The organism is Candidatus Nitrosomarinus catalina, from assembly GCF_002156965.1.
In the GTDB taxonomy this organism is placed as follows: Archaea; Thermoproteota; Nitrososphaeria; order Nitrososphaerales; family Nitrosopumilaceae; genus Nitrosopumilus; species Nitrosopumilus catalinensis.
Map to the genome: position 1 here is coordinate 59,515 of NZ_CP021324.1, position 12,308 is coordinate 71,822.

The 12,308-nt window shown below is 29.3% G+C and carries 16 protein-coding genes and 1 tRNA gene; 7 read left to right on the plus strand and 10 right to left on the minus strand.

Going from position 1 to position 12,308, the window contains the following annotated elements; translation table 11 throughout:
- Window positions 1-22: 22 nt before the first annotated feature.
- Complete coding sequence (locus NMSP_RS00350; RefSeq protein WP_086906947.1) at window positions 23-985, plus strand: tetratricopeptide repeat protein; 963 nt, start codon at window positions 23-25, stop codon at window positions 983-985.
- On the opposite strand, the gene NMSP_RS00355 is transcribed toward NMSP_RS00350, so the two are convergent.
- Window positions 986-1,059: transfer RNA gene (locus tag NMSP_RS00355), tRNA-Gly, on the minus strand.
- 49 nt (window positions 1,060-1,108) lie between these two features.
- Here NMSP_RS00355 and NMSP_RS00360 point away from each other — a divergent pair.
- The gene (locus tag NMSP_RS00360) at window positions 1,109-1,282 is read left to right on the plus strand and encodes a zinc-domain-containing protein (protein WP_067957386.1); all 174 of its coding nucleotides are present in this window, start codon (window positions 1,109-1,111) and stop codon (window positions 1,280-1,282) included.
- Here NMSP_RS00360 and NMSP_RS08645 read toward each other — a convergent pair whose 3' ends face one another.
- Window positions 1,283-1,405, minus strand: a complete 123-nt coding sequence (locus tag NMSP_RS08645; protein ID WP_264080395.1) for a hypothetical protein — start codon at window positions 1,403-1,405, stop codon at window positions 1,283-1,285.
- Between the two features lie 74 nt (window positions 1,406-1,479).
- Here NMSP_RS08645 and NMSP_RS00365 point away from each other — a divergent pair, with 74 nt between their 5' ends.
- Genes NMSP_RS00365 through NMSP_RS00380 form a run of 4 tightly spaced genes read left to right on the plus strand, consistent with a single transcriptional unit; the run spans window position 1,480 to window position 3,996 of the window.
- On the plus strand, window positions 1,480-1,878 hold the full coding sequence (locus tag NMSP_RS00365; protein ID WP_086906948.1) for a S6e family ribosomal protein: 399 nt from the start codon (window positions 1,480-1,482) through the stop codon (window positions 1,876-1,878).
- A gap of 31 nt (window positions 1,879-1,909) precedes the next feature.
- On the plus strand, window positions 1,910-3,172 hold the full coding sequence (locus NMSP_RS00370) for a translation initiation factor IF-2 subunit gamma (RefSeq protein WP_086906949.1): 1,263 nt from the start codon (window positions 1,910-1,912) through the stop codon (window positions 3,170-3,172).
- Complete coding sequence (locus NMSP_RS00375) at window positions 3,165-3,533, plus strand: PIN domain-containing protein (protein ID WP_086906950.1); 369 nt, start codon at window positions 3,165-3,167, stop codon at window positions 3,531-3,533. The genes NMSP_RS00370 and NMSP_RS00375 overlap by 8 nt, the downstream gene beginning before the upstream one ends.
- 34 nt (window positions 3,534-3,567) lie before the next feature.
- Window positions 3,568-3,996: a YbhB/YbcL family Raf kinase inhibitor-like protein gene (locus NMSP_RS00380; protein ID WP_086906951.1), complete on the plus strand. Its 429-nt coding sequence runs from the start codon at window positions 3,568-3,570 to the stop codon at window positions 3,994-3,996.
- 9 nt (window positions 3,997-4,005) lie between these two features.
- Here the strand turns inward: NMSP_RS00380 and NMSP_RS00385 are convergent, their stop codons facing one another.
- The 3 genes from NMSP_RS00385 to cobO are packed head-to-tail and all read right to left on the minus strand — an operon-like array spanning window position 4,006 to window position 5,528.
- Window positions 4,006-4,161, minus strand: a complete 156-nt coding sequence (locus tag NMSP_RS00385) for an RNA-protein complex protein Nop10 (protein ID WP_086906952.1) — start codon at window positions 4,159-4,161, stop codon at window positions 4,006-4,008.
- Between the two features lies 1 nt (window position 4,162).
- The gene (locus NMSP_RS00390) at window positions 4,163-4,954 is read right to left on the minus strand and encodes a translation initiation factor IF-2 subunit alpha (RefSeq protein ID WP_086906953.1); all 792 of its coding nucleotides are present in this window, start codon (window positions 4,952-4,954) and stop codon (window positions 4,163-4,165) included.
- A gap of 40 nt (window positions 4,955-4,994) precedes the next feature.
- The gene (cobO, locus tag NMSP_RS00395) at window positions 4,995-5,528 is read right to left on the minus strand and encodes a cob(I)yrinic acid a,c-diamide adenosyltransferase (RefSeq protein ID WP_086906954.1); all 534 of its coding nucleotides are present in this window, start codon (window positions 5,526-5,528) and stop codon (window positions 4,995-4,997) included.
- A gap of 85 nt (window positions 5,529-5,613) precedes the next feature.
- On the opposite strand from cobO, the gene NMSP_RS00400 reads away from it, so the two are divergent.
- Window positions 5,614-6,969 (plus strand): cobyrinic acid a,c-diamide synthase CobB, encoded by a 1,356-nt coding sequence (locus tag NMSP_RS00400; protein ID WP_086906955.1) that lies wholly within the window; start codon window positions 5,614-5,616, stop codon window positions 6,967-6,969.
- Window positions 6,970-7,132: 163 nt separating this feature from the next.
- Here the strand turns inward: NMSP_RS00400 and NMSP_RS00405 are convergent, their stop codons facing one another.
- The 5 genes from NMSP_RS00405 to NMSP_RS00425 all read right to left on the minus strand — a co-directional run bounded on the left by NMSP_RS00405 (window position 7,133) and on the right by NMSP_RS00425 (window position 12,267).
- Entirely contained in the window at window positions 7,133-8,647 is a 1,515-nt protein-coding gene (locus tag NMSP_RS00405) for a cryptochrome/photolyase family protein (protein WP_225971289.1), read from the minus strand.
- Window positions 8,648-8,714: 67 nt separating this feature from the next.
- A complete protein-coding gene (locus tag NMSP_RS00410) occupies window positions 8,715-9,356 on the minus strand; it encodes a precorrin-8X methylmutase (RefSeq protein WP_086906956.1) in 642 nt (213 codons plus the stop codon).
- Window positions 9,346-10,098 (minus strand): sirohydrochlorin chelatase, encoded by a 753-nt coding sequence (locus NMSP_RS00415; RefSeq protein ID WP_086906957.1) that lies wholly within the window; start codon window positions 10,096-10,098, stop codon window positions 9,346-9,348. Before NMSP_RS00415 ends, NMSP_RS00410 begins: the two co-directional genes overlap by 11 nt.
- On the minus strand, window positions 10,095-11,147 hold the full coding sequence (locus NMSP_RS00420) for a cobalt-precorrin 5A hydrolase (RefSeq protein ID WP_086906958.1): 1,053 nt from the start codon (window positions 11,145-11,147) through the stop codon (window positions 10,095-10,097). The genes NMSP_RS00415 and NMSP_RS00420 overlap by 4 nt, the downstream gene beginning before the upstream one ends.
- Before the next feature lie 37 nt (window positions 11,148-11,184).
- A complete protein-coding gene (locus NMSP_RS00425; RefSeq protein WP_192866176.1) occupies window positions 11,185-12,267 on the minus strand; it encodes a cobalt-precorrin-5B (C(1))-methyltransferase in 1,083 nt (360 codons plus the stop codon).
- Window positions 12,268-12,308 lie beyond the last annotated feature (41 nt).

Genomic DNA, 12,308 nt, shown 5'->3' on the forward strand with positions numbered 1-12,308 from the left:
ACTCTCAAAAATTCTTGTTTTTATGGAAGAAGAGGATCACCAATTACTCTTACCTTTAGTTGAAGATGAAAACATTTGTCTTCCTTTACCGATTAATGTTGTATCTAGATATTGGAATGTTGAATTACCTATGGCTGAGGCTATCGATTCTGCAAAGAAATATTCTGATTTTAATGGAAGTATAATTATTGAAGGGATCGAACTTGCAGAAAGACATGGGCTATCTTGCAAAATTGTTCATTCATCCTTAAATGAATTAAAAAAAATTATTGATTCAGGAATCCCGCCAATTGTAATTCTTCCTGGAATTCCTGAAATTACACAACACGCTTCAGTAATTACTGGTTATAATGAAGATGAAAAAACAATTTTACATTATATTCAAAAAGGTAACCAAGAAGGAGAACAACAAGAAGGTGCAATACCTCAAGAAATTTTTGATAGAGAATGGTCAGAAGAAGGAAAACTAATGATAATTATTTCACCTCCCGATATTTTATCAAAAATTACATTAGAAAATGATTCTAAGAATAAATCTAATCGTTTATGTTTTGATTCTGAAAAACAAAATATTTTACAAAATTATTCTGAAGCACTTTCGTCTTTAAAACAATCTATGGAACTTGATCCAAATAATTCAACTGCACTACATATGTATGCAGCAATGTTAAATCAACAAAAATCACCTGAATGTGTTTCATTTTATGAGCAAAGCTTCAAAATTAATTCCAGATCATATTTATCATTTAACGGATTAGGAAATTTTTACTTAAAAACAAATGAATTTGAAAAAGCAGAAAATTTTTACAGTAAAGCAATTGAAATTAATCCAAAAAGATCTGCAAAAATTTACAAAAATCGCGCTTATCTACGTGAAAAATTAAATAAAAATTCTGATGCTAAGGAAGATCTAAAGTCATATTTGAAATATTTTCCAAAAGCACATGACAGAGGAATAATAGAGCAGGCAATTAGAGAAATTTAATGCGGAATACGGGATTTGAACCCGTGACCTTCAGCTTGGGAAGCTGACGTCATACCAGACTAAACTAATTCCGCTTACTATTTTTTTAAATATGATTAAATATCTTAATTACGATTATACTTCATGGATGCAAAATGTCCTGAATGTGAACGAGTTGCGATTTTGGATGACGATGTTACTAGCGTAAAGTGTCCTCATTGTAATTTTGAAGCAGATTATGATACGTATCTTGAGATAATGAAAGATCACGCTATGAACATGGCATCAGATTATATTCCAGATCGACCTGGTATGTGATTACCAAAAATTACCTTTATCTGAACAATCTAAATGGGCTCCACAATTTGGACAAAACATATGACATGCTTGCATGTCAACCATTTTATTTTCACATCTTGGACATGTGATTTCCTCTCCCATGACTATCTATGGAATTGTTGATTTAAAAATTATGTCCAAAGGTTAATTAGTACTTCAACTTTTTTTTCGAATACTTGGCAAACTTCAAGCTTACAATATCAGATATCAAAGGAAAGTCTCTATCTAAGGAACTAAAAGATAGTGATGCAAATCCATTATTGGGATTAGAATTAGGAAATGAAACAGATGCAGCAGTTGTTGGTCTTAGTGGAAAATTAAAACTAACTGGTGGTAGCGATAAATCTGGTGTTCCTATGAGAGATGATGTTCATGGTTCTGCAAGAAAACGTGTTTTACTTTCAAAAGGTGTTGGATTACAAGATGCAGAACATGGTGATCGAGTAAGAAAATTAATTCGTGGAAATATAATATCTGAAGAAATTTATCAAATAAATTGTAAATTTGATGGTGAATTACCAGTTGAGACACCTGCAGAAGAACCAGCTGCAGAAACTGAAGATAAGAAAGAATAACTTAACATATACCGATTCTATATTTTGACTCATGCATTGGCGAGAAACGCTTCCTGATTGGTACATCAAAAAATATGGTTATCAACCATGTGTGAATATAGGAACTTCTGGACATGTAGATCATGGAAAAACTAGTCTAATTCAAGCATTAACAGGCTCATGGACAAGTGTACATAGTCAAGAATTAAAACGTGGAATTACAATACGTGTTGGTTATTCTGATGCTGCTTTTTACAAATGTAAAAAATGTGAAGAACCCTTAGGATATTCCACAACTCCAAAATGTAATAATTGTGGAGATGAAAGTGAATTATCTCGAGTTGTAAGTTTTGTAGATAGTCCTGGACACGAAAGTTTGATGGCAAATATGCTTTCAGGTTCTGCATTAATGGATGGAGCATTATTGTTAGTTGCAGCAAATGAGCAAGTTCCAAAACCACAAACAAAAGAACATCTTTTAGCTCTTCAAACTCTTGGAATTAAACAAATAGTTGTACTTCAAAATAAAGTAGATTTACTTTCTCATGATGAAGTGTTAGCAAATTATAAAGACATTACAAAATTTGTCAAGGACACTAATGCTGCAAAATCCCCAATCATTCCAATTTCTGCTCAATCTGGTTTAAACCTTGATGCGTTAATCGGTTTAATTGAATCAACCATTAAAACACCTGAACGAGATGAAAAAGCTGATCCAGTAATGCATGTTTTACGTTCTTTTGATGTCAACAAACCTGGTATCAAATTGAAAGATATCAAAGGAGGTGTAATTGGTGGAAGTTTAACCCAAGGAATTTTTAATGTTGGTGATGAAATTGAAATTAAACCCGGTTTAATGAATGAAAAAAAGAAATCATATGAACCAATTCTTACCAAAATTACCTCATTAGGAACTGCGGCAGGAATTGTTGAATCAGTAAAACCTGGAGGTTTAGTTGCAATTGGTACAACATTAGATCCATCTATGACTAGAAGTGATTCATTTATTGGTTCAGTAATTGGAAAGCCTGGGACACTTCCTGAAAATTCTACAAAACTAAAACTAAGTGTAAATTTATTTGACTCAGCTGTTGGAACTACTGAAGATATCAAAGTTAATCCTATCCAAAATGGTGAATTACTTCGATTAAACATTGGAACTGCTCCAGTTTTAGGCAAAGTCACAAAAGTCAAATCATCTAATGTCGAAATTGAACTTAGACGCCCTGCTTGCATCTTTAAAGATGGACATGTTGCAATTAGTAGAAGAATTGCTGAAAGATGGAGATTGATTGGTGCAGGTATAGTTGGTTGAAGTAATCTGTGATACCAATTTTTTAATTCATTTAGCCACTAGACGAATCAAAAATATTGATAATTTAGATATGGAAATAGGCTCAATTTCTTTTATTGTTCCCGAAGTTGTTAAAAATGAATTAATAAAATTACAACAAATTCCAGAAAAAAGTCAAGAAATTACTCAAACATTAAATTTTATTAAAAAATTAAAAATTATTCAAATAAATGGAAATTATGCAGATGAAGAGCTAATCAAGTATGTAAAAAATAATCGAAGTATAATTGGTACAATGGATAAAGCACTTAAGAATAAAATCAAAAAATTTGATAGTTCTATTTTATCAATTCATAATGATAAAATAATTCTTGAAAGTTAGAAAACTTTATTTTTAAATTAATTAATTGAATTCTATGTCTGAATTCACTATTACTAGTTCTGATTTTAATGATGGAGATGAAATTCCGAATAAATTTGGGTACAAATTTGAAAATAAAGAGCCAAAATTAGATTTTAAAAATATACCAGATGGTACGAAAAGTATTGGATTAATCATGGATGATCCTGATGCAGTGGCTGCAGTTGGAAAAGTCTGGGTCCATTGGTTACGTTATTTTGAATATCCTTCAAAAAATCTAATTGTAGAAGGAAAAACTGATTTTGATGAAATTGGATATGGTGGACCAGCACCACCTAATGGAAGACATACTTACATTTTCAAAGGATATGCTCTTGATACAATATTAGATTTGAAAAAAGGTTATTCTAAACAAGAATTAGAAAGTTTGATGCAAGGTCATATTATTGAAGAAGCAAAATTAACTGGAACTTTTGCTCCATAACGTCATTTTTTAAGAATATCTTTCTGCTAATCTATATCTCATGTATTTATCATCTGGTGAAAATTTAGCTGGATGTACTGATTTTGTATCTTCACCACATTTTGGACATTTATTTTTTAATGTGTAGTGACTACATTTTGAGCACTTTCGTAATTGAAATCTCATTTTAATTTTCTCTTGTTTTCTTAGAATCTTCTCTTGTAAATTTGAAAACACCTTTTTTCTTTTCTATGTTGGTTTGAATTTCTTGAATTATTGGTTTTAATGTTTTTTCAGCTGATTTAAAATCTTCAGATGTAATTGATATTCTGTATTTTGGTGCACCTAAATATGTAATATCTAATGTTGAATCTTTTTTTATTACATCTAACAATGTTTTTTTAATTATTTCAACTCCGTCTGATTTATTATTTGTAATCTCCATTATTCCTCTAATTTCTACTGATGGTAATTTTATTTTTGAACAGATGTCCTCAATTGCAGTTGTAGTCTTTTTTGCTAATTTTAATTCTTTAATTGTAATAATTCCATTTCTTGCAATTTCCATAAATGCATCATAAACTGAATCAAATTTTGTATAAATTTTATCTTCGATTTTTTCAATTTCTTCATCTGATAGTTTTGCCTTGTCTTGTACATTTTGTAACAGTGTTTTTCCTTTTTCAAATTTTTTAACTTCTTTTAATTTCTGCTTTTTTTGATCTTTGGAAACTTGTTTTAATGATAAATCGATATCTCCTGCTTTTACTTTTTTTACAAGTAAAACTTTCTTTTCTCCATCTTTTACAAATCGATTGACTGATCTAATCCATCCTGGTGCAATTTCAGAAATATGTAAAAATCCTTGAATATCATCATATTCGTCTAATGTGACATATGCTCCATGATCCATCACTTTAGTAACTGTGGCTAGAATGATTTCGCCTTGTTCTGGCATTTCTTGAATTTCTGTGGACAATTCTTCTACAAATTTCCAATCTGTAAATTAATGTTGCTCGTTAGAAGTCAATCCCTTCTTTTGCTTTTATGCCCTTTTGAAATGGATGCTTAATTTCTTTCATTTCCGTTACTAGATCTGCAACCTCAATTACTTCCTCTTTAGCATAATTACCTGTTAACACTAGATCCACATTTTCCGGTTTAGATTTTATTAAATTTAAAACGTCATCAAGAGAAATTAAATTAAGATTTACTGCATAATTTACTTCATCCAAAATTACTATGTCGTATTTCCCTGATTGTATTTTTTCATTACTTATTCTAATTGCTTCTTTTGCAATCTTTTGATGATCTTCTTTTGGACTTTTATCATCTATTATTCCAACAAATCCTTTACCTATAGCAACCATTTCGAATTCTGGTTCCAATCGTTTGGATGATTCCATTTCACCGTAATGCCAGGAACCTTTAATGAATTGAATCATGCATATTTTCTTTTTATACCCAGTAGCTCTTAATGCAATTCCTAACGCTGCAGTAGTTTTGCCCTTACCTTTTCCTGTATAGACAATTGTTAATCCATTTTTGCTCATAAGTGCTTGTTAATTTTTATCAGTAAAAACATTCGTAATTTTTGAAAGGTATCAATTTAAATAAAAAAAAAATTCTACACATACATTGAAAATACCAAGAATTGTTTTAGCAGGAGCAACTAGCGGGGTTGGTAAAACATCGATCACATGTTCAATTATTCATGCTTTACAAAAAAGGGGTTTTTCAGTACAACCGTTCAAAGTAGGTCCTGATTATATTGATCCTAGTTACTTGTCAACTATTTCAAAAAATGAAACATACAATCTTGATGTATGGTTAATGGGTAAAAAACAAGTTTTAGAAAGTTTTGTATCTCATTCAAATTCAGATATCTCAATAATTGAGGGTGTAATGGGATATTATGATGGATTTGAGGGAAATTCTAATCATGCTAGTACTCATCATGTAGCATCCATAACTAAATCTCCTGTAATTTTAGTATTAGACGCAAGTAAAACTGCTCGTTCTATTGGTGCTACAGCTTTAGGATTTCAAAAATTTCACAAAAATTCTAGAATTGTTGGAGTTATTTTAAATAAAATTGGAAGTAAAAAACATGAAATTCTATGTCGAGATGCATTAGAAAAAACAAAATTATCTATTATTGGAGTAATTCCAAAAAATCCAATATTAAATTTAGAATCTAGACATCTTGGATTAATTTCTACATATGATAATAAGATTTTAAAAAATAAATTAGAAAAGGTTTCAAAAATAATTTCAGAGTCATTAGATGTAGATAAAATTTTAAAAATTATTAAAAATCCTGTATCTATTCCTAAAAATCAAACAAAAACTAATAAAAAATCTAAAGTTAAAATTGCAATTGCTTTAGATAATTCTTTTAATTTCTATTATGATGATAATTTGAATGCATTAAGACGTAATGGTGCATCATTAACTTTCTTTAGCCCTATTAAAAATAAAAAAATCCCAAAATGTGATGGATTGTACATAGGTGGAGGATTTCCTGAAATATTGGGAAATGATTTATCAAAAAATCAATCCATGAAAAAATCAATCAAAAAATTATCTGATAATGATTTTCCAATTTATGCAGAATGTGGTGGATTGATGTATCTAACTAAATCCATTACAAATAATAAAAAAAAATACAAAATGGTTGGTTTGATAGATGCTGAAACAATTATGACAAAAAAAATGAGGCTAAATTATACAAAAGGAAAATTATCTAGTAAAAATATACTATCTGATACTTTACATGGATTTCAAGGTCATGAATTTCATTATTCTCAATTGAAATCAGTTGCATCAGATTCAAAATTTGCTTTTGATTTAGAAATTGGCGAGGGAATTAAAAATCATAAAGATGGAATTATTCAAAATAATACTCTCGCTTCATATGGCCATCTTTATTTTGATAGTTCTAATTATGCCCAAATTTTTGTCAATAATTGTGTAAATAAATCACGAAAGTAGATTATTTTGAATAAAAATAGGAACCTCCTTTCCGGCAAAAGCAAGGAGGGCTCTATGATTCCTTTTGTTTGAGTATAACAATTTTTATCATTCATTTTATTAAAACTTCATCAAAATTTGATCCTAGTGATAATTTAATTTAGCTTATAGAAAAATAATTATTTCATATTGTTTTCAAAAATTTTTCTGAATCATCTTTGATTTGTTTTTTCTTATCTTCTGACATATTTTTAATAGTTGAAAAGACTGTCCAAAGTCTTGGATTCTTTTTTAATTTGTTTTGATTTTTTAAAAAAAAGTTCCAATAAAGATAATTAAATGGACATGCATTTTTACCATTTTTTAATTTAACATCATATTCACAATTCTTACAATAGTCTGACATTTTATTGATGTAATTTCCACTTGCAGCATATGGTTTAGAACCCAGAATTCCTCCATCAGCATAAAGAATCATTCCATGTGTATTAGGCAATTCTACCCATTCAAAAGCATCTGCATATACCGATAGATACCAATCACAAACTTGTTTAGGCTCAATTCCTGCAATTAGTGCAAAATTTCCAGTAATCATTAACCTTTGAATGTGATGTGCATATGCTTCTTGTTTAGTCTGTTCAATACAGTTTTTCATACAATTCATTTTTGTTTTTCCATCCCAGTAAAAATTTGGAATTTTATTTTTTGCATTAAAAAAATTTGTTTGATTATATTTTGGCATAAAGTGCCAGTAAATTCCTCTTACATATTCTCTCCATCCTAAAATTTGTCTTACAAATCCTTCTATTGATTCAATTGGTAAATCCTTTTTTTGTAAAACTTTTTCAATTACTTCATGTGGATTTAGTAAGCCTATGTTAAGATAAATTGATAAAACTGAATGATAAAGAAATTTTTCTTTTTCTTTCATTGCATCTTCATATGGACCAAAAAATTCTAACCTGTTTTTAATAAAATCATCTAAACTTTTTACTGCATCTTGTTTTGTTGTTGCAAACCAAAATGGTTCTAAATCTCCAAAATGTTTTGTATATTTTTTATTTAATTGTGTAATTACACGCTTTGTAATTTTATCTGGTTTACAAATTAATGGAGAAGGAATTTCTGGATGATTTTTTGGTAGTCTTTTTCTATTTTTAACATCATAATTCCATTTTCCACCAATTGGTTTTTCTTTATCATCAATTAGAATTTTGTATTTTTTTCTCATTTGCTGATAAAAATTTTCCATTTTGAGTTCTTTTCTAGACTCTGCCCAATCTGAAAATTCATCTATTTTACAAAAAAATCTTGTATCTTCTATAATGGTAACTGGAATACCCAGTAATTTTTCCCACTTTTTTACCTCGTTTAAGACACGATATTCGCTAGGATGTGTAATTTTGATAGATTTTGGATTAAACTTCTTACATTGGCGATTTAATTCCATTGTAAAATTTTTCTCTGATTTATTAAATTCAACATATGTTACATCAAACTTATTTTTTTTAAGCTCATCTGCAAAATGACGCATTGCACTAAATAATAAAACAAGTTTTTTCCTATGATGATTTACATATTCTATTTCATTTGAAACTTCCATCATCAATATTTTATCTTCATTTTTTCTAATTTTTTCTAATGATGAAATCTCTAAAGATAATTGATCTCCTAATATTACTATTAAATTACGAATCAAAGTGAATCAATTTTAAATAAATTTCTTAACTTATTACCCTTGTTTCAAATAATGAATTTTTTTTATATTAATTAGATGATTCAGCTCTAATTAATTTAAAAATTGCATTGATAATTGCTGATGCTGAAGAACTTCCTCCTTTTCTTCCTAAATTAGTTATGAATGGAGTTCCTTGTAATTTTGATAATTCTTCCTTTGATTCTGGTGCACAAATGAATCCAACTGGTATTCCTATGATTAATGCTGGCTTTACAATTCCTTCGTTTACCATTTCAATTACTTCCATTAAAGCAGTTGGTGCATTGCCTATTGCAACTATTCCGCCATCGATATCATTTTTTGCAACTCTCATTGAAACTTGAGAACGTGTTTTTCCTTCATCTTTAGCTTGTTGCATTATTTCTGGTTTAGAAATATTGCACACAATTTCATTACCGAAATCTTTTGGATTTTGTTTATTGAGTCCCCCGATTACTCCATTTACATCCACTACTATACTACATCCATTTTTGAGAGCATTCATACCACTTTCTATAGCATCTTTCTGAAAAATGAGCCTATTTTTATCGGCAAAATCAAAATCAGCAGTAGAATGAATTATTCTTCTTACAATAGGCCATTCTTTTTCATTATAATTATGTGATCCAATTTCATCTTCGATCATTTTCATGCTTGCATCTTCGATTGATTGACCTTTCTTAGTTTGCATTCTCTACTTCCTTTGCTCTTTCTAATATTAAATCTACCATTTTTTGATCTGTCCCAATATGTTTTGTAATATAGCTTTTCTTAATATTAGAATTTTCTAATGCTGGTATCAAATCATTATTGATATCAGTTTTAACGTGTGCCCCTTCATGAAGAAAATAAAATACATTAACTAGAACATTTGGATTATTTTTTTCAACAGTTTTAATTCCTTCAAAAATATCTGGTTGTTCTATTTCTAACCATGATCTACTTACATTTCTGTAACTGTCTTTTAATCCATTTACAATATAATCAAGTGATCTTTGTGCATTAGGATCTACACTTCCATGACCAATAATCATTACATCCACATCTTTATCTTCTAAAGTAATTTGATTTTCTTTTAATGTTGAGTCTACTCTACTTTGAACTATTTCTACCAAAGTTTTATGCATCATCATTGGTTTGGTAACAAGAAATTTTATTTTAGTATCTTTTTGAAACTTCATTACATCAGTAACTGCATTTTTTACTTTTTTTCCTGGATATAGAAAATATGGAACTATTGTAAGTGTATCAATATCTTGTTTTAGGCTTTTTTCAATTCCATCTTCAATATATGGTGGTTCAACCTCTAAAAAACAAAAATCAACAAAAGAATATTCTCCTTTATCCCTAATTCCTTCACAAATTACTTCTAATTCTTCAGATGCTTCTCTTTGTCGACTTCCTCTATCGATAATTAATAATCCACGCTTCAATCTATTTTCCTCGCAATTGCTACTGTTAAATTTGGTGGGAATTTCTGCTTTTCTACAATTAATTCCCCTTTTGATACTTTAATTGCAGCAGCTTCAGAAACACTTGCTGTACCTTCAAATGCTTTTACTGTGGTAGATGGATTTGGAGTAATAATTTCGGCTAGTTCTTCTCTATCAACATATTCTACAGGAATTTGCATTTCTTTTCCAAGATCGATTAATCCTTGCACGTCTTCAGGTTTTTTAATTGAAACCAGCTTAGCAATAGATTTAGAACTCAAATTGAATTTATCTAAACAATAATCTATTCCCTCTTTGATTGTATCTTTTGTTGTATCCCAATGTAGTCCTATTCCAATAACTAAACTTTCAGGACGATAAATTACAGATTCTTGAGATAATTCATCATCAATTTCTTTATCTGAAATTATTAAATGTGCTTTTGAATTTGATTTCTTTAATTCGTCTAAACTATCATAAATTTTTACATTTTTTGGCAATTCTTTATACCATTTTTTATTACCTGCTTGTTGATAGATACCAATAGGTTCTGCATTTACCATATGTGCACTAATTTTAGTTACTGTTGTTTCATCATCAATTTTCCAACCAAATTCTTTACCTACCAAATCGACTGCAATTGTTTTGTTTACATCTGCAGCAGTTGTAATGACAGGTAATGCATTTAATTTCTCAGAAATTTCTTGAGTTAATTCATTTGCTCCTCCTATATGGCCTGATAAAACACTGATCACAAAATTTGTTTTATCATCAATTACAATTACTGCAGGATCTGTTTTCTTATCTTTCAGATGTGGCGCAATTAATCTTATTACTGCACCCAATGAAAAAAGGCAAATTAATGCATTGGAATTTTTAAAAAGTTCAATGATTTTATTTGTTGTACCCTCAGAATACCATATTATTTCGTTATTTTTATTAGATAATTTCTCTGGTGCAAAAATGTTCCAATTAGGATAAAGTCCTTTTAATTTTTCTCCAATTTTAATACCATTTTTTGTTATTGCAAGAACTGATACATTTTCCATAATCAAAAATTTCTAACTTTAATAAAATACCTTACTCTTATGATTTTCTAGCAAGGATCTGTCCTTCAAAATCAAATAATATTACATCTATTGGAACTTTTTCTTCTGAATGTTTTCTCATATGCCTGTATGTTTCACTACAAATTAGTTCAAAAAATCCAGTAATGTTATTTTCTTTGATTATTTCTGAAACGTGTCTAGCAGTATTTGCTTTTTTAATACTTTGAATTACTTCTTCATTGGCATTGGCCTTTTTTGCTAATTCCGATAAAAAATTCATATCAACTTTTGATCCTTTGACGTGAGTTTGTTTTACGCCAGCAGCCATCTTTGCTAGTTTTCCAATAAATCCTACAACATATGCTTTTTTGATATTTTTTCTACCGCATTGCTGTATTGTATATCCTGAAAAATCTCCCATCTGCACAAAGCAGTGAACTGGCAAATCAACAATTTTTTTGGCATATTCTTCACTTCTTCCACCTGTTGTTAATACTACAGTTTCGTTTCCTGCAGCAATTGCTACATCCAAATTTTGTCTAATTGATGCTGCATATGATGCTGTAGAAAATGGAATTACAATTCCACTTGTTCCTAAAATTGAAATTCCATCCTTAATTCCTAATCTGGGATTATCTGTTTTTGGTGCTAATTCTTTTCCTTTTGGCACTGAAATTACAATTCTAATTCCTTTTTTCTCAAGAATTTCTTTTCCAGCATCTCTTAAATTTTCATTAATCATTTTTTTTGGTACTGGATTAATTGCAGGTTTACCTATTTCCAAACCTAAGCCTGGCTTTGTAACAATACCTACACCTTCACCACCATCAATTTCAATTTCATCAATTTTCTCTGTTAATGATAATTCAACAATTATTTCTGCACCATGTGTGACATCTGGATCATCTCCACCATTTTTTATTACAGTACACTTTGCTTTTTCATTTTCAAATTCACAAGAATTAACTGGAATTTGAATTGAAGAGCCTCTCGGTAAAATAATATCCACATTTTCAATTTTTTTTTGATTAATTATTGATAATAATGCTGATTTTGCAGCAGCTGTAGCAGAACTACCAGTTGTATACCCTGTTCTCAATTCCACTTTTTTCTCTGACATATCTCTTTGATTCATTTTCTAGTATTAACTCTTATTTCATT

What these genes read in the sequence shown, in the direction of transcription:
- NMSP_RS00425 (WP_192866176.1), bottom strand. Translation starts at nt 12,267, where the DNA reads ATGTCAGAGAAAAAAGTGGAATTGAGAACAGGGTATACAACTGGTAGT.
- NMSP_RS08645 (WP_264080395.1), bottom strand. Translation starts at nt 1,405, where the DNA reads ATGGGAGAGGAAATCACATGTCCAAGATGTGAAAATAAAATGGTTGAC.
- NMSP_RS00410 (WP_086906956.1), bottom strand. Translation starts at nt 9,356, where the DNA reads ATGCAAACTAAGAAAGGTCAATCAATCGAAGATGCAAGCATGAAAATG.
- NMSP_RS00420 (WP_086906958.1), bottom strand. Translation starts at nt 11,147, where the DNA reads ATGGAAAATGTATCAGTTCTTGCAATAACAAAAAATGGTATTAAAATT.
- cobO (WP_086906954.1), bottom strand. Translation starts at nt 5,528, where the DNA reads ATGAGCAAAAATGGATTAACAATTGTCTATACAGGAAAAGGTAAGGGC.
- NMSP_RS00370 (WP_086906949.1), top strand. Translation starts at nt 1,910, where the DNA reads ATGCATTGGCGAGAAACGCTTCCTGATTGGTACATCAAAAAATATGGT.
- NMSP_RS00380 (WP_086906951.1), top strand. Translation starts at nt 3,568, where the DNA reads ATGTCTGAATTCACTATTACTAGTTCTGATTTTAATGATGGAGATGAA.
- NMSP_RS00350 (WP_086906947.1), top strand. Translation starts at nt 23, where the DNA reads ATGGAAGAAGAGGATCACCAATTACTCTTACCTTTAGTTGAAGATGAA.
- NMSP_RS00360 (WP_067957386.1), top strand. Translation starts at nt 1,109, where the DNA reads ATGGATGCAAAATGTCCTGAATGTGAACGAGTTGCGATTTTGGATGAC.
- NMSP_RS00385 (WP_086906952.1), bottom strand. Translation starts at nt 4,161, where the DNA reads ATGAGATTTCAATTACGAAAGTGCTCAAAATGTAGTCACTACACATTA.